At 62.5% G+C, this 18,795-nt stretch carries 16 protein-coding genes and 1 pseudogene; 5 read left to right on the forward strand and 12 right to left on the reverse strand.

Annotated elements, in window-relative coordinates; translation table 11 throughout:
• Nucleotides 1-357 precede the first annotated feature (357 nt).
• Both AC1DYC_RS07845 and AC1DYC_RS07850 read right to left on the reverse strand, forming a co-directional pair.
• Nucleotides 358-1,731, reverse strand: a complete 1,374-nt coding sequence (locus AC1DYC_RS07845) for a PleD family two-component system response regulator (RefSeq protein WP_477405224.1) — start codon at nt 1,729-1,731, stop codon at nt 358-360.
• Nucleotides 1,732-1,764: 33 nt separating this feature from the next.
• Nucleotides 1,765-2,136 (reverse strand): response regulator, encoded by a 372-nt coding sequence (locus AC1DYC_RS07850; RefSeq protein WP_023667574.1) that lies wholly within the window; start codon nt 2,134-2,136, stop codon nt 1,765-1,767.
• Nucleotides 2,137-2,373: 237 nt separating this feature from the next.
• Between AC1DYC_RS07850 and AC1DYC_RS07855 the strand changes: the two genes are divergently transcribed.
• A complete protein-coding gene (locus tag AC1DYC_RS07855) occupies nt 2,374-2,673 on the forward strand; it encodes a DUF3572 domain-containing protein (protein WP_023691161.1) in 300 nt (99 codons plus the stop codon).
• Nucleotides 2,670-3,324 (forward strand): annotated as a pseudogene (locus tag AC1DYC_RS07860) (hypothetical protein). Before AC1DYC_RS07855 ends, AC1DYC_RS07860 begins: the two are co-directional and overlap by 4 nt.
• A 20-nt stretch (nt 3,325-3,344) precedes the next feature.
• Here AC1DYC_RS07860 and AC1DYC_RS07865 read toward each other — a convergent pair.
• Together AC1DYC_RS07865 and AC1DYC_RS07870 are read right to left on the reverse strand one after the other, a co-directional pair.
• Complete coding sequence (locus AC1DYC_RS07865) at nt 3,345-4,850, reverse strand: hypothetical protein (RefSeq protein ID WP_477405225.1); 1,506 nt, start codon at nt 4,848-4,850, stop codon at nt 3,345-3,347.
• 97 nt (nt 4,851-4,947) lie between these two features.
• Complete coding sequence (locus AC1DYC_RS07870) at nt 4,948-5,523, reverse strand: GNAT family N-acetyltransferase (RefSeq protein ID WP_477405227.1); 576 nt, start codon at nt 5,521-5,523, stop codon at nt 4,948-4,950.
• A gap of 67 nt (nt 5,524-5,590) precedes the next feature.
• Between AC1DYC_RS07870 and AC1DYC_RS07875 the strand changes: the two genes are divergently transcribed.
• A complete protein-coding gene (locus tag AC1DYC_RS07875) occupies nt 5,591-6,919 on the forward strand; it encodes a DNA polymerase IV (RefSeq protein ID WP_477405229.1) in 1,329 nt (442 codons plus the stop codon).
• Between the two features lie 6 nt (nt 6,920-6,925).
• On the opposite strand, the gene AC1DYC_RS07880 is transcribed toward AC1DYC_RS07875, so the two are convergent.
• On the reverse strand, nt 6,926-7,432 hold the full coding sequence (locus AC1DYC_RS07880) for a hypothetical protein (RefSeq protein ID WP_477405231.1): 507 nt from the start codon (nt 7,430-7,432) through the stop codon (nt 6,926-6,928).
• A 163-nt stretch (nt 7,433-7,595) separates the two neighbouring features.
• A complete protein-coding gene (locus AC1DYC_RS07885; RefSeq protein ID WP_477405233.1) occupies nt 7,596-8,099 on the reverse strand; it encodes a hypothetical protein in 504 nt (167 codons plus the stop codon).
• Nucleotides 8,100-8,302: 203 nt separating this feature from the next.
• Between AC1DYC_RS07885 and AC1DYC_RS07890 the strand changes: the two genes are divergently transcribed.
• The gene (locus tag AC1DYC_RS07890; RefSeq protein ID WP_477405235.1) at nt 8,303-9,184 is read left to right on the forward strand and encodes a DMT family transporter; all 882 of its coding nucleotides are present in this window, start codon (nt 8,303-8,305) and stop codon (nt 9,182-9,184) included.
• Between the two features lie 7 nt (nt 9,185-9,191).
• Here AC1DYC_RS07890 and AC1DYC_RS07895 read toward each other — a convergent pair whose 3' ends face one another.
• The 6 genes from AC1DYC_RS07895 to AC1DYC_RS07920 all read right to left on the reverse strand — a co-directional run bounded on the left by AC1DYC_RS07895 (nt 9,192) and on the right by AC1DYC_RS07920 (nt 17,358).
• Nucleotides 9,192-9,992, reverse strand: coding sequence for a potassium channel family protein (locus AC1DYC_RS07895; RefSeq protein ID WP_477405237.1), 801 nt, complete (start codon nt 9,990-9,992; stop codon nt 9,192-9,194).
• 63 nt (nt 9,993-10,055) lie between these two features.
• Nucleotides 10,056-10,454 carry a nuclear transport factor 2 family protein gene (locus AC1DYC_RS07900; RefSeq protein WP_477405239.1) on the reverse strand — a complete coding sequence of 133 codons (399 nt, stop codon included), beginning with the start codon at nt 10,452-10,454 and terminating at the stop codon, nt 10,056-10,058.
• A gap of 113 nt (nt 10,455-10,567) precedes the next feature.
• Nucleotides 10,568-10,945 (reverse strand): glyoxalase superfamily protein, encoded by a 378-nt coding sequence (locus tag AC1DYC_RS07905; RefSeq protein ID WP_477405241.1) that lies wholly within the window; start codon nt 10,943-10,945, stop codon nt 10,568-10,570.
• Between the two features lie 149 nt (nt 10,946-11,094).
• A complete protein-coding gene (gene dnaE / locus AC1DYC_RS07910) occupies nt 11,095-14,592 on the reverse strand; it encodes a DNA polymerase III subunit alpha (protein ID WP_477408203.1) in 3,498 nt (1,165 codons plus the stop codon).
• A gap of 193 nt (nt 14,593-14,785) precedes the next feature.
• Nucleotides 14,786-15,322: a dihydrofolate reductase family protein gene (locus AC1DYC_RS07915; RefSeq protein WP_477405242.1), complete on the reverse strand. Its 537-nt coding sequence runs from the start codon at nt 15,320-15,322 to the stop codon at nt 14,786-14,788.
• Between the two features lie 23 nt (nt 15,323-15,345).
• Complete coding sequence (locus AC1DYC_RS07920) at nt 15,346-17,358, reverse strand: acetyl-CoA carboxylase biotin carboxylase subunit (protein ID WP_477405244.1); 2,013 nt, start codon at nt 17,356-17,358, stop codon at nt 15,346-15,348.
• A 272-nt stretch (nt 17,359-17,630) separates the two neighbouring features.
• Between AC1DYC_RS07920 and AC1DYC_RS07925 the strand changes: the two genes are divergently transcribed.
• Nucleotides 17,631-18,758, forward strand: coding sequence for an S-(hydroxymethyl)glutathione dehydrogenase/class III alcohol dehydrogenase (locus tag AC1DYC_RS07925; protein WP_477405246.1), 1,128 nt, complete (start codon nt 17,631-17,633; stop codon nt 18,756-18,758).
• Nucleotides 18,759-18,795: the final 37 nt, after the last annotated feature.

An 18,795-nucleotide genomic window follows, 5' to 3' on the forward strand; every position in this document is an offset into this window, starting at 1 on the left:
TGTTTTGCAGGCTCCGAACAGCCAGAATCCTCCGCAGCCTGATGCGGAGGGTTCAAGCGATTTTTGGCAAAAAGGGGGCCGGTCGGCGTATGGCAGCGGTACGAGGAGGCCACTATGTGCCAGCGCCGGCCGGCCGACCCCACGGACCCAGGAGATGCGGCGGACCTGAGCATCATGGGGTATTCGTCGGAGCGATGCGGCTGTCTACCCTCGTGCCCGCATCGCCTTTGATCTTGCAGTGCACATTTGCGCAACAATGGTTGAAAATCAATAGTTTCTTAACCAAGCCTCCCGAATCGCTTGGATTAAGGTAAATTCCTAACCCTGTTCGATTGACTGCATAATCGGTGGTCTAGCCTACGCCGCCTTGGCGACGACGCGGTTGCGGCCTCCGCTTTTGGCCTCGTAGAGCGCCACGTCGGCGCGCTTCATCAGCGCCGCGACAGTGTCCGCGCCATTCAGCACCGACGACACGCCGACGCTGACCGTGACTTCGATCGTCTTGCCTTCTTGACCGATGGCAAACGGCAGTTGGGCGATTTCGGCGCGAATGCGCTCCGCAACCTTTTCCGCCACCGCTGCGTCCGTGTCCGGCATCACCACCACGAATTCCTCGCCGCCGAAGCGGCAGGCAAGGTCGATACCCCTGACATTTTTGCGTAGCCGCCGGGCGAATTCACGCAGCACGTCGTCGCCGCCGTCATGGCCATGCGCGTCATTGATGGTCTTGAAGCGGTCGAGATCGGTGATCATCACCGACAAGGGCCGCCTCCGCGCCACGGCACGGTCGAACAGCGTCTGCAGATGACTGTCGAGGTAGCGGCGGTTGTGCAGCCCGGTCAGCCCGTCGGTCACCGCCATCTCGATGGTCTGGGTGACGCTGGCCCGGAGCTGGTCGTTGTAACGCTTGCGGCGCACCTGCGTGCGCAGCCGCGCCATCAGTTCCTGCTGATCGATCGGCCGCATCAGATAGTCGTTGATGCCGAGTTCGAGGCCGCGGATGATGCGACCCTCCTCGCCTTCTTCGGCAAGCAGGATGATCGGCAGGAAGCGGGTGCGATCGAGCGAGCGCAATTGCGAACAGAGCCGCAGCGGATCGAAATCGGCAAAACTGGTCGAGATCAGCACGCACTCATACGGCGCCTCGGCAGCCTGGAAGAAACCGGACTGCGGATCGGTGGCAATATCGAGTTCGGCGCTGCTCCGCAGCATTTTCTGGATACGCTCGAAGGAGGATTTGCGCTCGTCGATCAACAGCACCTTCGGCGTCGCGTACTCGGACGTGAAGCTGCGGCTCAACAGCGCCTCAATGCCGATGTTGCGGGTGGTCGAGGCGCGCAGGCGCAACTCGTCGGTCAGCGACTTCAGCCTGACCAGGCTCTTGACCCGCGTCATCAGCTGCAAATCATTGACCGGCTTGGTCAGGAAATCGTCGGCGCCGGCCTGAAGGCCGCGCACCCGGTCGGCAACCTGGTCGAGCGCGGTGATCATGACCACGGGGATGTGTGACGTCGCCGGATCGCTCTTCAGCCGCCTGCAGACTTCGAACCCGTCCATGTCGGGCATCATCACGTCGAGCAGCACGACGTCGACCTTGCCGTTTTCGCAGGTCTCGATCGCGTCCGGCCCGTTGGACGCCGTCAGCACCTCGAAATATTCGGCCAGCAGCCGAACCTCCAACAGCCGGACATTGGCAGGGATGTCGTCGACGACGAGGATCCGCGCAGTCATTTCACAAGGCTCCGGCTCGAACGGGTATGCACATCAGGCATCGCCCAGATAGGATTTGATGGTTTCGATGAAACGCGGCACCGAGATCGGCTTGGAGATGTATGCCTCGCAGCCCCCTTGGCGAATGCGTTCCTCGTCGCCCTTCATGGCGAAGGCGGTGACGGCAATCACCGGAATGGAATGGAGGTCGTCGTCCTCCTTCAGCCATTTCGTCACTTCCAGGCCTGATACTTCCGGCAGCTGGATATCCATCAGGATCAGGTCCGGCCGGTGCTGGCGCGCCAGATCGAGCGCCTCGAGGCCGTTGCGCGTGCGCACCGTCTCGTAACCGCTGGCTTCGATGAGGTCCCGAAAGAGCTTCATATTCAGCTCATTGTCCTCGACGATCATCACCTTCTTAGGCATCGATTTCCCGTCCCGGCCGGCTTCTGCCCGAAGCCTGCCGTCATGCGTCCTTGTGGGAGCACACCAAACCCTCCTTCACTGTACGGCAATATGATTGACGAAACGGAAACCCGCAGCTGTAAAAGCCACTCGGATTCCACCTCGAAAACCACATTGGATTGGGGCGGTGGCTTGCCGCAAGCGACGCTAGCGATTACTGCGGAAAAGAGACTCATCTCCGCAAACCAGAAGGTAATGATGGCAAACGCAGCGTCAATGCGCGAGGAGGCGGAAACCATTGCCGTGAAGGCACTGGGCTTCGTCGCCGCCGACCCCGAACTCCTGCCGCGCTTCCTAGCCATCACCGGCATCGAGGCATCCGCCATCAGACGCGCCGCAGCCGAACCGGGATTCCTTGCCGGCGTCCTGCAGTTCATCCTGGCCCACGAGCCGACCTTGCTGCGCTTTGCCGAGGAAACCGGCACCCCGCCGGCCTCAGTCGGCAAAGCGTTGCGCGCGCTGCCGCTGGGCGGCGACGACCATGAGCATTCGATATGAGCGACGATCCCGAGACAGCACGCCAGATCGCCGAACTTGCAGCCGACGACCGGCCTCTGCTGATCCTCGACGTCGACGATGTCGTCCTCGAATTCATCCGGCCGTTTCCGCATTTCCTGAAATCGCGCGGCTTTGGGCTGACGCTGGCCTCCTTCCGCCTCACCGGCAACATCGCCGAAACGGCGAGCGGCCGGCTGATCGAACAGCCGGAGGTGACGGCACTGCTAGGCGATTTCTTCGACACGCAGGCCGACTGGCAGAGCGTCACCGACGGCGCCGAACAGGCGCTTGCCAGTCTCGGCGACCGCGCCGAAATCGTCCTTTTGACCGGCAATGCCGCACCGCCATCGCGCGGCGCGCCGCGCCCATCTCGATGCCCTCGGGCTGCCCTATCCGCTGTTGACCACCGAAATGGCCAAGGGACCGGCGGTAGCGAAATTGCGCGGCAGCAAGGGCCGGCCAGTGGCCTTTGTCGACGACCAGCCGTCGAACCTCATCTCAGCGCGCAATTCCGTCGCCGATGCGCACCTGTTCCATCTGATGGCCGACAATTCGCTGCGCGCCTTCCTGCCGCCGGTGCCGGACGACATCGTCTCGGTCGAAGACTGGCGCGACGCCGCGCCGAAGATCGCAAGCGCGCTCGGGCTTTGAGTAAACGCTCCTGAGTACCCTCAGGGCTTCGTTGCTGTCCCAGGGATGGCACCCGGATCGGCGTTGTCTTCCACGACCGGATCGGGCCCCTTCAGCATGGCGCCGTTGACCGACACCGAGCCGTCGTGCCTGGCGTTGATCATCCATTCGATACGGCCGTCCGGCAGCGTCTTGGCAAATCCCTTGATGGCCAGCGCCCCGGTGAAAGCCTGCGACGCCTGCGGGTCCGTCTTCGCCGCCTCCTGCAAGGCCGCGACGATCTTGTCGTAGCCGGTTACGTCGATGGTCACGTTGGCATCGGGCTTCTCACCACCGGGAAACGTCATGTCGCCCTCCAGCGCGATTTCCGCACCGCCACCCTTGACCGTGCTGTGGCCAATGACGACCTTGGGGCCGTTCGCCAGGAAATCTTTCTTAAGGCCCTCCCCGAATTCCTCCGACAGCGGTGGGTTCTGGTTGAGGTCGAATGCTTCGATCGCCTTCTTGGCCATTGTGTCGAGATCGATATTGGCGCCGCCGAAATTGAGATCGACGTCGGTCGGCAAAAGCGCGACACCCCATGCCGGAACAAGGTATTGCGGTATCGACAGCCCCGATGCCTTGATCCCGTAGCTGATCGTCCCGCTGCGGGCGACGCCGTCCATACCGAAAGCAACAGCCACATTGGCCGCGCCGAAACTGCCGACCGGGCTGCCGACGCCGAAATCCTTGAAACTGTAAGCCCCATCGATCCGCTCCCACACCGGCAGCGCGGCCAGGAGGCGCGATTTGAGTTCGGCCTGGTTGGCCTTCAGCTTCGTCTCGTCCTCGTTGTCTACGGCGAAGGCCAACAGGTCCAGAATGGGCTTCGTCCGCAGACCCGTGCCTTTTGCGTCTACCGATAATTCCGGCGACTTGACCGTCAGCGAGATTTGCTGCCCGCCGTTTGGGTTGTCCATCGTGATCGACTCGGCAAAGTCGGTGATCTTTTGAGCCATGTTGAAATCGACACCGCCATTTGCGCCTTTGGTACCGCTCATTGTGGCGGTTCCAGCACCAGAACTCATCTCCGTGCGCTGCCTGGCGTCCTGAGACGTCATCGTCATGCCTTCCAGTGACGACGTGGCGCTGCTGAAAGTCGCCAGTTCAGTATCGTAGACACCGACGAACTTCCCGCCCTTGATAGACATCTTCATGCTTTGCAGGCCCTGGGGGCCGTTGAATTCCATCGACCCTTCCGGCGCCAGATTGCCTGAGACATCCCACGCGCCATCACTGCGTGGTTTGGCCAACAGCGCATAAGGGGTGAGATCGAGCTTCAGACCATCCTGTTTTGCCAGGAGTTCCACGAGCGGCTTGAAATCGAATGCGAGCTTGTATGCGTCGCCTTCGACCGAGATTTTCAAAAATCCGATCTCGAACGGCTTCTTGCTGAAATAGTGCGCCAGATTGTCGGTGAGCCGCTTGGCGCCCTGGCTGTCGACCGTCTGGCCAAACGCCGGCGCACTGCATGCAAGAAGCAAAACAAATGGCAAAACGCGCTTCATATCGATCCTCCACTCTATTGCGGCCGTCAAAGCCGTTTCTGCCACTGGTAGGGAAATACCATCACAGCCGCAAGACAAGACCTTGCTGCATTGCCGGCTACAGCACCAGCCGCATCAGCGGCCGGCCGGCCTTGCGTTCGACAAGCCGCTCGAAGCCCGCTTTCTCGAACACGCGCGAGGAGCCGACGAACAGCCCGATCGAACGCGAATCGCGCGACACATCGATCGGACAGGCCTCGACCAGCCGTGCTCTGTTCTGGCGGGCAAAGGCGATACCACCCTCGACCAGGCGATGGCTGATGCCCCTGCCGCGCGCACTGGCGCGAATGAAGAAGCAGGAGATCGCCCAGACGCTCGCGTCGGCGGCGTCTGCCGGATCGACCGGCGCCGAGCCCCTACCCCGATTGTTCCATTCGGGCACGTCTGCGCGCGGACCGATCTGCATCCAGCCCACCGCCACGCCGTCCTCGAACGCCAAAAGCCCTGGCGGCGGCCCGGCCTCTATGCGCGCCTTGATAAGATCCTTGTTGCGCTGCTTGTCGCTGGCGCGCCGCGTCGCCGGCGCCAGCCGGAAATAGGTGCACCAGCAACCGTAGCAGGCGCCCTGCTTGCCGAAGAGGTCCTCGAAATCCGCCCATAGGTCGGGCGCCAGCGGCGCTATGGTCGTGCTCATGAGTTCTCTCCCGGCTAACCGCTTGTGGCGGCTTCCGTCCTGACGTACCATTGCATTTGTTCTCTTTATGTTCGCAGCGATGGCGACCCCTGTCAACAATCCCGATCACGGTTTTTGCCGCGACTGCCTGACCTTTCAGCGCAGCGATGTCAGACGCTGCGAGCACTGCGGCAGCCCCCGGCTCGCCCGTCATCCCGAGCTTTACCGGCTGCATCTGGCCCATATCGACTGCGACGCTTTCTATGCGGCGATCGAAAAGCGCGACAATCCGGCGCTGAAGGACAAGCCGCTGATCATCGGCGGCGGCAAGCGCGGCGTCGTCTCCACCGCCTGCTACATCGCCCGCATCAAGGGCGTGCGCTCGGCAATGCCGATGTTCAAGGCGCTCGAAGCCTGTCCGGAGGCGGTCGTCATCCCGCCCAACATGGAAAAATATGTCCGCGTCGGCCGCGAGGTGCGCGCGCTGATGCAGGCGCTGACGCCGCTGGTCGAACCGCTCTCCATCGACGAGGCATTTTTGGATCTTGCCGGAACCGAGCGCCTGCACGGCATGCCGCCGGCCGTGGTGCTGGCGCGCTTTGCACTGACCGTCGAAAAGGAGATTGGCATCACCGTTTCCGCCGGCCTCTCCTACTGCAAGTTCCTGGCCAAGGTTGCCTCCGATTTCCGCAAGCCGCGTGGCTTTTCGGTGATCGGCGAGGCCGAGGCGCTGGGTTTCCTGGCCGAGCAGCCGGTGACGCTGATCTGGGGTGTCGGCAAGGCTTTTGCCGCAACGCTCGAACGCGACGGCATCCGCACCATCGCCCAGCTGCAGCGCATGGAGCGCGCCGATCTGATGCGCCGCTATGGCGTGATGGGCACCCGGCTCTACCATCTGTCGCGCGGCCAGGATGACCGCCGTGTCGACCCCGACCAGGATGCAAAAAGCGTCTCGGCCGAAACCACTTTCGACACCGACATTGCCGAAATGGCCGAGCTGGTTCCGGTGCTGCGGGGACTGTCGGAAAAGGTTTCGGCCAGGCTGAAGAAGTCAGGCATTGCCGGGCGCACCGTGGTGCTCAAGCTGAAGACGCAGGATTTCAAGCTGCGCACCCGCAACCGCCAGCTCGGCGACCCGACAAGGCTGGCCGACCGGATTTTCCAAACCGGGCTCGACCTGCTGCGCAAGGAAGCGGACGGCACGAAATACCGGCTGCTCGGCATCGGCGTCAGCGATCTCTCAGACGACGAGAAGGCCGATCCGCCCGATCTCGTCGACGTCGGCTCTCGCAAGCGCGCCATGGCCGAAAGCGCCATCGACACGCTGCGCGACAAGTTCGGCAAGAAGGCGGTGGAAACCGGCTACACCTTCGGCAAAGGCCGCAACGCCAACCCGCCCGAGCCGATCGAAGAGTAATACGGCTTAAATGCGCCGCAGATCGATGCGGCTCGTCACCACGCTCTTGCCCGTTTTCGGATCGACGTCGGTAACGGTCAGGCGCATTCCGTCGCCGCTGGTTTTCTCGACCGTCAGGCGCGCCTTGCGATCGCCATTGACCTCCTTCGCCCAGCTGATGCCGAGATTGATCGCATTGCCAGAGCGGCTGCCGGCGAGCCGTGCAGGCCCGGTGCGCGATCCGACATAGACGCCGGTGTATTTCGCCCCGCTGGCCTTCAGATCCGCGCTGATGGCACGCGTCACCACGACAAGACCGCGGCAGTTGCCGTCAAGCGACAATGAGGTCGACGTCGCATCGGAATTGAAGGTGCAGGAGACGTTTACCGTCGGTGCGTCGGTGGTGACCTTGACTGTCCCCTTGCCGGCGAAATTCCCGTCCAGGGAACTCAGAAAACTGGCCTCGTCGGCATGGGCTGCGCCGCTTGCAGTCATCAGGCAACCGGCTAGCAGAAATCGCGCCAATGATTTCATCGTAACCTCTCCCCCGTTGATATCCAAAGACAGTACGTCCAGGAATTTGGCAGACACCGGGAGTCAACGCCTGCCGCGGCGTCGGGTTCCTTCCAGCATGGAACTGTTCTGCACCGCGGCTGGCCCCGTCGATGCATCGCCCAGCACGGCACGAGTGGAGGTTTCAGGTGCGGTTGAGATCGATCCTGCTTGTCACCACCGTCTTGCCGGTCTTGGGATCGACGTCGGTCACAGTCAGGCGCATGGCGTCGGCGCCGATCTTTTCCACGATCATCTGGGCGTCGCGATCGCCGTTGACGATCTTTGCCCAGCGGATGTCGAGGTTGATGGCATCGCCGGTGCGGCTGTCGCTGAGCGCCGCCGGTCCGCTTTTCGAGCCGACATAGGTGCCGCTGTAGGTCGCTCCGCTGATCGTCAGGTCGGCGCGGATTTCGCGTGTCATGATCATCATGGCGCGGCAGGTGCCGTCCAGCGAGAGCGAGGTGTCAGTCGTATCCGACGTGAAGGTGCAGGAAATGTTCATGACAGGCGAATTCGTCCTGATCCTGACAGTTCCTTTGCCGGCAAATTTTCCCTGCAGCGAGCGCAGGAAGCTCGCTTCGTCGGCATGTGCCGTCGTCGCCGATAACAGGCAGGCGGCAATCAGCAAGCCGACGACTGATTTCATACAGAATCCCCCTCTCGCGATCACCAGGCGGCAACTCCCCCAAGGGATGGCCGAAAGTGTGGACTCGAAACGAGCGCCCGCCGGCAGGTTCCGCCTTAGACGTGACCGTTTTTTTACAGCCGTTTTCTACACCGCCCCGCTGGCCCAGTCGAATGCCTCGACTAACGGTTGCGGCGCGGCCGCCGTCTTGCGACATAGCGCGGATGGCCCCTGCACCCTCGATCCCCAAGGCCGCCTTCTGGATGGCGCTGTCGATCACGTCATTCCTGGCGATGTCGGTCGCCGGCCGCGCCACGACCGCGGAGCTCAACGTCTTCCAGGTGCTCGAACTGCGCTCGGTGATCGGCTTTTTCATCCTGTTGCCGCTGGTGATGATGAGCGGCGGCTTCGCCGCGATGCGCACCGAGCGCCCGCTGGCCCATATCGCCCGCAACGTCATCCACTATACCGGCCAGGCGGCATGGCTCTATGCGCTGACACTGATCCCGCTTGCGGTGCTGATCTCGATCGAATTCACCACGCCGATCTGGACGGCCATCCTTGCCGTAAGCTTCCTTGGCGAAAAACTGTCACGGCCGAGGCTAGCGGCAATCGTGCTCGGCCTGATCGGCGTGGTGGTCATCGTGCGCCCTGGCGTCGGCTCCATGGATCCGGGCCATCTCGTGGTTCTCGGCGCCGCGGTCTGCTTCGGTATTTCGCTGGTGCTGGTGAAATCGCTGACGCGCACGGACAGTGTCGTGCGCATCATCTTCTGGATGCTGGTCATCCAGTCGGCGGTCGGCCTCGTGCCGGCGCTCTATGAATGGCGCAACCCCTCGCTGGCGCTCTGGCCATGGATTGTCGTCATCGCCTTCACCGGCATGTCGTCGCATTTCTGCCTGGCCCGCGCGCTGGTCTATGCCGACGCCACCATCATCTCGCCAATGGATTTCCTGCGCGTGCCGCTGTCGGCGCTCGTCGGCTGGCTGCTCTACAGCGAGCAGATTGACATTTTTACCGCCGGGGGCGCCCTGCTGATCCTGATGGGCAACCTGCTCAACCTGCAACGCAAGGCGCCAAAGCCGGCCGAAGTGGCGGCGTCGTAGCGGCCGGTCAATTCCCCTCATCAGGTATGTTGAGCAGATGTCCGCAGGCCTTACAGTGCACGGCATCCGGTTCGTGCCGCTGCAACCCGCATTGCGGACAGGGAAAGAACACTTTTGTCGGGCGGAAAAGCGCCTGCGCCAGCCTGACGAACAGCGATATGCCGATGATCATGGTGGCGATCGCCGTCAGCTTGCCCGCAACGCCCGGCAGCACGATGTCGCCGAAGCCGGTCGTGGTCACCGTGGCGACGGTGAAATAGAGCGCGTCGACATAGTTTTCGAAACCGGCCCCGCTGCGAAAGAAGAAGGTGTAGACGAAGCCGGTAATGATGAAGAGGAAGGTCAAGAGGTTGATCACCGCCTGGCTCGCCTCGCGCCATGGCTTCAGGCCACGCATCTCGAAATGCCGCCACAGCGAGCCGCTGCGCGACAGCGACCACAGTCGCAGGATGCGCAGGAACGCCAGGTTTGCCAGCGCCGTCGGCATCAGCAGCGTCAACAGGATGAAGGCATCAATCCAGAATGTCGGCTGTTTCATCAGCCGCAGCATGTCGGTGCAGGCGAGCAGCCGGGCAATCAGATCGGCTGCGACCAGCACCGCCACGGAGTAATCGAGCCACAGGAAGGACGGCTTGTCCTGGAGCACGGGCGTGGCGATGAAGAAAGCGATGATGGCGAGGTCGATGGTTACGGCCGCCAGTTGGAACCGGAAAGCCGCAGGCGTATGCCCATGATAAAGCTTGCGCAGCCTGTCGCGCAGCCGCGCCACGGCCGAGTTTTGCTGCAATCCGTCCTTGTCCGCTTTCATCTCCAGTGCGTAGCGTCCGCGGCCGAGGACGTCCAGTAGGCGTTGGCTGGCCGGTGAACGTCGTCAGCCTTCCACGACGTTGCCGTCAGGCCCGACAAGGCGCCATGCCGAGGCGGTATCATAGACGAACCGCTCCTCGGCGATCCGGTCGCCGCGCCAGCGCTGCAGGGCCACCTCTTCCAGCCGCCGCACGGTGCCAGCCTTGTCGATCCTGTCGAAGGTCCAGCGGATCGCGACATGGTCGCCATCGACCAGGAATGCCTGAACCGGATGCGTGTGCATCCTCTGGATCCGGTCCAGTGCCGCCTGCTCATGCGCCATCAGCGTTTCCTTGCCCCGCCGCGGGACGCCGAGATTCTCCTGCATGGTCGCATCGTCATGGTAGAAATCGGCGATCGCCTTGACGTGGCTGCCTTCGACCACCTCCTTGAGGAAGGCTTCAACGCGTTCGCGGCTGGGCATGAGTGTGCATTCCTTTGAAGTTCGTGCTCAACGCATGTGGTTCAAAGGAGCTTCACTTCAACCATGCCCGCCACGCTGGCCCTACAGGCCGCGATGTCAGGCCCAGAACAGCGTCACGTCGCGATGCGTTGGCCGACGTCGATGCGATTGCCATCGGGATCCTCGAAGACGAAGGCGCGCAGGCCATAGTCATGATCGCGAAGACCTTTGACGATCCGCAGGCCGTGGGTCTTGCAGGCATCGTGCATGGCATCGACGTCGCCAACCATCATATGCGCGACGTTGAAATGCACGGCGCGGTGATCCTTCTGCAGGGTCAGATGCAACTCGGCATCGTCGCGCTCCAGGATCATGAAGCCGACCGGATTGCCATTCTCGAATGTCTTGGAAAAGCCGAGCACGCCGCAATAGAAGGCGGTGGCCCGTTGCATGTCAGTGACAGGCAACATGGCGGCTATACGGCCGAAACGGATGGCTTTGGCGTCGTTCATCGTAAACCTCGAAGATTGAAACCCGCTCCGCTCGATGGACGGTGCCACCTCAGCGGTTCGGCTTCTGGTTATCGGTTCGATGAGACGGTGCCCACGGGTCGACGCTATAGACTATACCCTTGGCGGTAAACTGGCTTTGCCGAAAATGGCTACACCAACTCCACTTCCACCACACCCGGCACCGCGCGCATCGCAGAGGCCACCTGCGGCGAGATGCGGTAGCGGTTGGGCAATTCGATCTCGACCTCGCCCTGCCCGGCCTCCTTGATCAGCACGAAGCTGACCTGGCCTTCGCCCTTCACGGCCAACTGGCCGGCCAGCATGCCGATGGGGGCCGCATCGCGCACGAAAATGCGCAGCGCCTTCTGGATGCGGCTCGCCTCATCCTCCAGCGACTGCACCGTCTGGATGCGCAGATTGACGCCCTCCGGCCTGTCTTCGGCCGAAACGGTGATCACCACCGAGCGGCCAGGCTCGAGCAGGTCGCGATATTGCGCCAGCCCCTCGGAAAACAGCACGGCTTCATACTGGCCCGACGTGTCGGAAAAGGCGATGACGCCCATCTTGTTGCCAGTGCGGGTCTTGCGCTCCTGCTTGGTTGTGACGGTGCCGGCCAGCCGCCCGGCGGCAGCTCCGCGTTTGACAGCAGCCGAGAACTCGCCCCAGTTCTGCACCCGCATCTTCTGCAGTGCGGCCTTGTATTCATCAAGCGGATGCGCCGAGAGATAGAAGCCGACCACCTGGAATTCGCGGTGCAGCCGGTCGGCGGCAAGCCACGGATCGGTCTGCGGCAGGTTGAGCGCCTGCTGCTGCGCACCCAGCGACGCGCCGAAAATGTCGGCCTGGCCGGAGACGGCGTTCTGCTGCGCCAGCGAGGCCAGCCCCATCATCCGCTCGACACCGGCCATCATCTGGGCGCGGTCGTGACCGAAGCAGTCGAGCGCGCCGGCCATGATCAGGCTTTCGAAGACGCGCTTGCCAACGATCTTCGGGTCGACCCGTTCGCAGAAATCGGCGAGGTTCTTGAACGGCTTTTCACCGCGCATCGCGACAATGTGTTCGACCGCCGCGTCGCCAACGCCCTTCAGCGCGGCAAGAGAATAGTAGATGCGGTTCTCACCGACCTCGAAATTGCGGAAGCTGGTCATCACCGACGGTGCCACCACCTCGATGCCGAGGCGCAGCGCATCCTGACGGAAATCGGCGAGCTTGTCGGTGTTGCCCATGTCGAGCGTCATCGACGCCGCCAGGAATTCGACGGGATAATGCGCCTTGAGATAGGCCGTCTGGTAGGAAACCACGGCGTAAGCCGCGGCGTGCGACTTGTTGAAGCCGTAGTCGGCAAACTTGGCCAAAAGGTCGAAGATGAAGTCGGCCTGCGGCTTGCCGACACCGCGCTCGACAGCACCAGAGACGAAGCGCTCGCGCTGCTTGTCCATCTCGGCGCGGATCTTCTTGCCCATGGCGCGGCGCAGCAGGTCGGCTTCGCCGAGCGAATAGCCCGACAGCTCCTGCGCGATCTGCATGACCTGTTCCTGGTAGACGATGACGCCTTGCGTCTCCTTCACCAGATGGTCGATCTTGGGATGGATCGACGCCATCTCCTCCTCGCCATGCTTTCTGGCGTTGTAGGTCGGGATGTTCTCCATCGGACCGGGGCGGTAGAGCGCCACCAGCGCGATGATGTCCTCGATGCAGTCGGGCCGCATGCCGATCAGCGCCTTGCGCATGCCGGCACTTTCCACCTGGAACACGCCGACCACTTCGCCGCGCGACAGCATGGCGTAGGTGTCGGGATCGTCGAGCGGGATCGTCGCCAGGTCGATCTCGATGCTGCGGCGTCGGATCAGCTTGACCGCCGTCTCCAACACCGTCAGCGTCTTCAGGCCCAGGAAGTCGAACTTCACCAGCCCGGCCTGCTCGACATATTTCATGTTGAACTGGGTGACCGGCATGTCGGAGCGCGGATCGCGGTACATCGGAACCAGTTCCGACAAAGGCCGGTCGCCGATGACGATGCCGGCGGCGTGCGTCGAAGCATGGCGGTAGAGCCCTTCCAGCTTCTGCGCCATATCGAGCAGCGTCTGCACGATCGGCTCTTTCTCCGCCTCCTCGGCAAAGCGCGGCTCGTTGGCAATGGCGTCCGCAAGCTTCACCGGATTGGCCGGGTTTTGCGGCACCATCTTGGACAGCTTGTCGACCTGGCCGTACGGCATCTGCAGCACACGGCCGACGTCGCGCAGCACGGCGCGCGCCTGCAGCGTACCGAAGGTGATGATCTGTCCCACCTGGTCGCGGCCGTATTTCTGCTGGACGTAGCGGATCACCTCTTCGCGCCGGTCCTGGCAGAAGTCGATGTCGAAGTCGGGCATCGACACGCGGTCGGGATTGAGGAAGCGCTCGAACAGCAAGGAGAAGCGTAGCGGGTCGATGTCGGTGATGGTGGTGGAATAGGCAACCAGCGATCCGGCGCCTGAACCGCGGCCCGGCCCGACCGGAATGCCTTGCGCCTTCGCCCATTTGATGAAGTCGGCGACGATCAGGAAGTAGCCGGGGAATTTCATCTTCTCGATGATGGAAAGCTCGAAATCGAGCCGCTCGCGATACTGCTCGACCGTATAGCCGGCAGTGGGCCCATGCGCCGCCAGCCGCGCCTCCAGCCCCTCTTGGGCCTGGCGGCGCAGTTCGTCGGCCTCGGCCTTCAGCGCCACCTCATTGTCGGCGACATCGCCGCCGGTAAAGCGCGGCAGGATCGGGTTGCGGTTCTTGGGATAGTAGGAGCAGCGCAGCGCGATCTCGACGGTGTTGTCGATCGCTTCCGGCAAATCGGCGAACAGCCGTGCCATGTCGGCCTGGCTGCGCAGGAAATTATCCGATGTCAGCCGGCGGCGGTTGTCGGCGGCGACGACCGAACCCTCGGCAATCGCGATCAGCGCGTCATGCGCGTCATAGTCGTCACGGGCGGAAAAGAACGCCTCATTGGTGGCGACCAGCGGCAAATCATGGACATAGGCAAGATCGACTGTCGATTTCTCGATGGCGCGGTCATAGCCGGAGACACGGTCCAGTTCGACATAGAGCCGGTCGCCAAACAGCGCCTTGAGCGCCAGAAGTCTCGCTTCGGCGAGGTCGCGGCGATCTTCCTTCAGCGCCCGGCCGATCGGGCCGCGCGGGCCGCCGCTGAGGCAGATCAGGCCATCGCTATGGCCCTCCAACATCGTGGTCGTCAGATGAACCGCCTCGCCCGGCGGCGTCTCCAGATAGACCTGGCTGACCAGTCTGACCAGATTGGCGTAGCCGGCCTCGGTGGCGGCGATCAGCACCACGGCATGAATATCCGGCCCACTGCGGCGCCGGTCGCGCTGCGCGTCACTGGTCTCGCCGGAAAAAGCGAGATCGATCTGGCAGCCGATGATCGGCTGGATACCCTCCTTCACCGCTTTCTGGGCAAATTCCAGCGCGCCGAACAGATTGTTGGTGTCGGTAATGGCAATGGCCGGGCATTCGTCCTTGACGGCATGACCGACAACGGCGGCGACCTGCAAGGCGCCTTCGAGCAGCGAGTACGCGGAATGCACGCGCAGATGGATGAACGGCCGCGCCGGCCTTTCGGGCCGGCTTGCCCTTTCAATGGCTTCCTTTTTCAACGGATCGCGTGTCGTTGTTGCGTCTGCCACCCGGTCAGGCCCTGCTGGTGTTTGAGAATCTCGGTTTGAGGCTAATCTAGTCGTCCGCCGCACCGACTGCCAGCGAAACGACCCTCCGTCCCCCAAAACTACGATGCTCCACGGCGGCTACCCGTACGCGCCTCGCCAGTGTCTTGCCGGGAAATCCACGCGATCAAGCAGGAACGTATGTCAACCTGATTACGTCCTCATCAACGCGATCGGTGGACACAAGACGCAGCGGTGGCCTCGGCCCGGCGAAGAATGGTTTGCCGTGGCCAAGCACGACGGGGTGGAGGTAGAGCCGGTATTCATCTATCAGACCTAGGTCGGTGAGGCTTCGCGCGAGATCCGGCCCGGAAACGGTAATCTCTCCAGGCAGTTGAGCCTTCAACCCGCGTACCACTTTCTCTAGGTCGCCCTCGACCAAGGTGGCGTTGGGACCGACCGATCTCAGCGAACGCGATACGACCCATTTTGGTTGGCGCCGCCACGCCGCCGCGAAATCGCGTTGCGCCGTGCCCCATTCTGGACGGTCTTCATCCCAGTACCGCATCGTCTCATACATGCGCCGCCCATACACACTGCCGGAGAGGTCGCGTACGTGCCGGATCCAGTGATCGAACAGCGCGGGGCCCGTCTTCATCTCATCATGATCGTGATCGACATAGCCATCCAGGGACTGGTTCATTCCAAAGACGAGCTTCGCCATGTCCAAATCTCCACGTCGAATTCTCAGGCGAACTCCATGATCACTGCATCGACCGCGAGGCTGTCGCCCGGCTTGGCGTTGAGCTTCGACACGACTAGATCACGATCGGCGCGCAGCACGTTTTCCATCTTCATTGCCTCGACCACGGCCAGCGTTTCGCCCGCCTTGACCTCCTGCCCTTCGGCAACCGCAATCGACACGACCAGGCCAGGCATCGGGCAAAGCAGCATCTTGGACGTGTCCGGCGCCACCTTCTCCGGCATCAGCCGTTCCAGCTCCGCCGTGCGCGGCAACATGGCGCGAGCGTTCACCGACATGCCTTTCCAGGCGATGCGCAGGCCGTTCGGCAGCGGCCGGATCTGCGCTGTGACTTTCCGGCCACCGACCGTGCCGCTCCAGATCAGATCGCCCGGCCGCCAGTCGGACGTCACCGTCAGCGCCTTGCCGCCATCGACCGACAGGTCGATTTCCATCGGAATGGAGATCATGCCTTCCATGATCGAAGCCTGGAGGTAATCCTCACCGATCTTCACCACCCAGTCGCGCTTGAGCGCGCCCGAATGCGGCGCCAGCCGCCCACCCAGCCGGTCGAGCCGGTCGCGGCGCAGAAGCTCGACGGCCGTGGCGATCGCCGCCAGCACCGCCCTTTCTTCGGCGTCGGGTACAATCGGCGCGAAGCCGTCCGGATATTCCTCGGCAATGAAGCCCGTCGATATCCGCCCTTCGCGCCAGCGCGGATGCTGCATCAGCGCTGCCAGAAACGGAATGTTGTGCTCGATGCCGTCGACGACGAAACTGTCGAGCGCCTCCGACATGGCATCGATCGCCTCGATACGAGTCGGCGCCCAGGTGCAGAGTTTGGCCACCATCGGGTCATAGAACATCGAAATCTCGGAGCCTTCGGTGACGCCGGTATCGTTGCGGATGACTATGACGCCAAAAGTACCCTCCTCAGGCGGCCGGTAGCGCGTCAACCGGCCGATCGACGGCAGGAAGTTGCGATAGGGATCCTCGGCATAGAGCCGGCTTTCCACCGCCCAACCGTTCAGCTTGACGTCGCTTTGCTTCAAAGCCAGCTTTTCGCCGGCCGCGACGCGGATCATCTGCTCGACCAGATCGATGCCGGTGATGAGTTCCGTCACCGGATGCTCGACCTGCAATCGTGTATTCATTTCAAGGAAATAGAAGTTCTTTTCAGCATCGACGATGAACTCGACGGTGCCGGCGCTCTGATAGTCGACGGCCTTGGCCAGTGCCACGGCCTGCTCGCCCATCGCCTTCCTGGTTTTGGCATCGAGGAACGGCGACGGCGCTTCTTCCGCGACCTTCTGGTTGCGGCGTTGGATCGAGCATTCGCGCTCGCCGAGATAGAGCGCGGTGCCATGCGCGTCGGCCAGCACCTGGATCTCGATATGGCGCGGATCGACGACGAACTTCTCGATGAAGACGCGGTCGTCGCCGAACGAGCTTTTCGCCTCCGAGCGCGCCCGATCAAAACCGTCGCGCACCTCCGACTGGCTCCAGGCGATGCGCATGCCCTTGCCCCCGCCGCCGGCCGAAGCCTTGATCATCACGGGGTAGCCGATCTCGCCGGCGATCTTTTCGGCATGGTCGGCATTTTCGATGACGCCGAGCCAGCCGGGCACTGTGGAAACCTTCGCGGCATTGGCGAACTTCTTCGACTCGATCTTGTCGCCCATCGCCTTGATCGCTTTGGGTTTTGGGCCAATGAAGACGATGCCTTCCGCTTCCAGTGCCTCGCAGAAGGCGGCTCGCTCCGACAGAAAGCCGTAGCCGGGATGGACGGCCTGCGCCCCAGTCTCCTTGCAGGCGGCGATGATCTTTTTCGGCAGGAGATAGCTTTGCGCGGCGGGCGACGGTCCGATATGCACGGCTTCGTCGGCCATTTCGACATGCACGGCGTCGCGATCGGCGTCGGAATAGACCGCGACGGTGGCAATCCCCATCTTGCGCGCCGTCTTGATCACACGGCAAGCGATCTCGCCGCGATTGGCGATCAGGATTTTCGTGAACATCAAAGGCGTTCCCTCGGGTCTTTCTCCCTTCTTATGGGCTTCGGCACGTGGGCTCAAGCATTGCTCGACGGACGGCAGCGTCCAGCTTGCAAAGGAGCGGATAAGCCTGCCGATACGATCCTGCGGGAGCCGAATGGCGTGGCGGCCGAAAATTGAACGAATGATTTTGCGCTATCACATGATTTTGCGTCATCGTTCGTCGTCAAAGCGGGTTGAAACAGCATGAAAATGCTGAAACCTTGGAGCCAAAATCGCATGGGAGGAATTGTCTGATGAAAACGCGCGCCGCTGTCGCTGTTGCCGCCGGAAAGCCGCTGGAGATCATGGAGGTCGAGCTCGACGGACCGCGCGAGGGCGAAGTGCTGGTCGAGATCAAGGCGACCGGCATTTGCCACACCGACGAGTTCACTTTGTCGGGCGCCGATCCCGAAGGCCTGTTCCCGGCGATCCTCGGCCATGAGGGCGCTGGCGTCGTCGTCGATGTCGGCAAGGGCGTCACCTCGGTCAAGAAAGGCGACCACGTCATTCCGCTCTACACGCCCGAATGCCGGCAGTGCCCGTCCTGCCTGTCGCGCAAGACCAACCTCTGCACCGCCATCCGCGCTACGCAGGGCCAGGGACTGATGCCGGATGGCTCGTCGCGCTTCTCGATCGGCAAGGACAAGATCTTTCACTATATGGGCTGCTCGACCTTCTCCAACTTCACCGTGCTGCCCGAGATCGCGGTCGCCAAGGTCAATCCCGACGCCCCCTTCGACAAGATCTGCTACATCGGCTGCGGCGTCACCACCGGCATCGGCGCAGTCATCAACACGGCCAAAGTCGAGCAAGGTGCGACCGCCGTCGTCTTCGGCCTCGGCGGCATCGGCCTCAATGTCATCCAGGGCCTGAAGCTCGCCGGCGCCGACATGATCATCGGTGTTGATCTCAACAACGACAAGAAGGAATGGGGTGAGCGCTTCGGCATGACGCATTTCGTCAATCCCAAGGAGATCGACGGCGACATCGTCCCGCATCTGGTCAACATGACCAAGCGCGGCGCCGACCAGATCGGCGGCGCCGATTACACATTCGACTGCACCGGCAACACCAAGGTGATGCGCCAGGCGCTGGAAGCCTCGCATCGCGGCTGGGGCAAGTCGGTCATCATCGGTGTCGCCGGCGCCGGCCAGGAGATTTCGACCCGGCCATTCCAGCTCGTCACCGGCCGCACCTGGATGGGTACCGCCTTCGGCGGCGCGCGCGGCCGCACCGACGTGCCGAAAATCGTCGACTGGTACATGGACGGCAAGATCCAGATCGACCCGATGATCACTCATCTGCTGAAGCTGGAAGACATCAACAAGGGCTTTGACCTCATGCATGAGGGCAAGTCGATCCGAAGCGTCGTCGTTTACTGAGGAGAAAGCCGCCGACCGAAGGGCCAGCGACTGAAGT

The organism is Mesorhizobium sp. P2_E7 (assembly GCF_056403855.1).

Bases quoted from the DNA above. Each gene is read 5' to 3' on its own strand.
- AC1DYC_RS07845 (WP_477405224.1), bottom strand. From the start codon at position 1,731: ATGACTGCGCGGATCCTCGTCGTCGACGACATCCCTGCCAATGTCCGG.
- AC1DYC_RS07850 (WP_023667574.1), bottom strand. From the start codon at position 2,136: ATGCCTAAGAAGGTGATGATCGTCGAGGACAATGAGCTGAATATGAAG.
- AC1DYC_RS07855 (WP_023691161.1), top strand. From the start codon at position 2,374: ATGGCAAACGCAGCGTCAATGCGCGAGGAGGCGGAAACCATTGCCGTG.
- AC1DYC_RS07865 (WP_477405225.1), bottom strand. From the start codon at position 4,850: ATGAAGCGCGTTTTGCCATTTGTTTTGCTTCTTGCATGCAGTGCGCCG.
- AC1DYC_RS07870 (WP_477405227.1), bottom strand. From the start codon at position 5,523: ATGAGCACGACCATAGCGCCGCTGGCGCCCGACCTATGGGCGGATTTC.
- AC1DYC_RS07875 (WP_477405229.1), top strand. From the start codon at position 5,591: ATGTTCGCAGCGATGGCGACCCCTGTCAACAATCCCGATCACGGTTTT.
- AC1DYC_RS07880 (WP_477405231.1), bottom strand. From the start codon at position 7,432: ATGAAATCATTGGCGCGATTTCTGCTAGCCGGTTGCCTGATGACTGCA.
- AC1DYC_RS07885 (WP_477405233.1), bottom strand. From the start codon at position 8,099: ATGAAATCAGTCGTCGGCTTGCTGATTGCCGCCTGCCTGTTATCGGCG.
- AC1DYC_RS07890 (WP_477405235.1), top strand. From the start codon at position 8,303: ATGGCCCCTGCACCCTCGATCCCCAAGGCCGCCTTCTGGATGGCGCTG.
- AC1DYC_RS07895 (WP_477405237.1), bottom strand. From the start codon at position 9,992: ATGAAAGCGGACAAGGACGGATTGCAGCAAAACTCGGCCGTGGCGCGG.
- AC1DYC_RS07900 (WP_477405239.1), bottom strand. From the start codon at position 10,454: ATGCCCAGCCGCGAACGCGTTGAAGCCTTCCTCAAGGAGGTGGTCGAA.
- AC1DYC_RS07905 (WP_477405241.1), bottom strand. From the start codon at position 10,945: ATGAACGACGCCAAAGCCATCCGTTTCGGCCGTATAGCCGCCATGTTG.
- AC1DYC_RS07915 (WP_477405242.1), bottom strand. From the start codon at position 15,322: ATGGCGAAGCTCGTCTTTGGAATGAACCAGTCCCTGGATGGCTATGTC.
- AC1DYC_RS07920 (WP_477405244.1), bottom strand. From the start codon at position 17,358: ATGTTCACGAAAATCCTGATCGCCAATCGCGGCGAGATCGCTTGCCGT.
- AC1DYC_RS07925 (WP_477405246.1), top strand. From the start codon at position 17,631: ATGAAAACGCGCGCCGCTGTCGCTGTTGCCGCCGGAAAGCCGCTGGAG.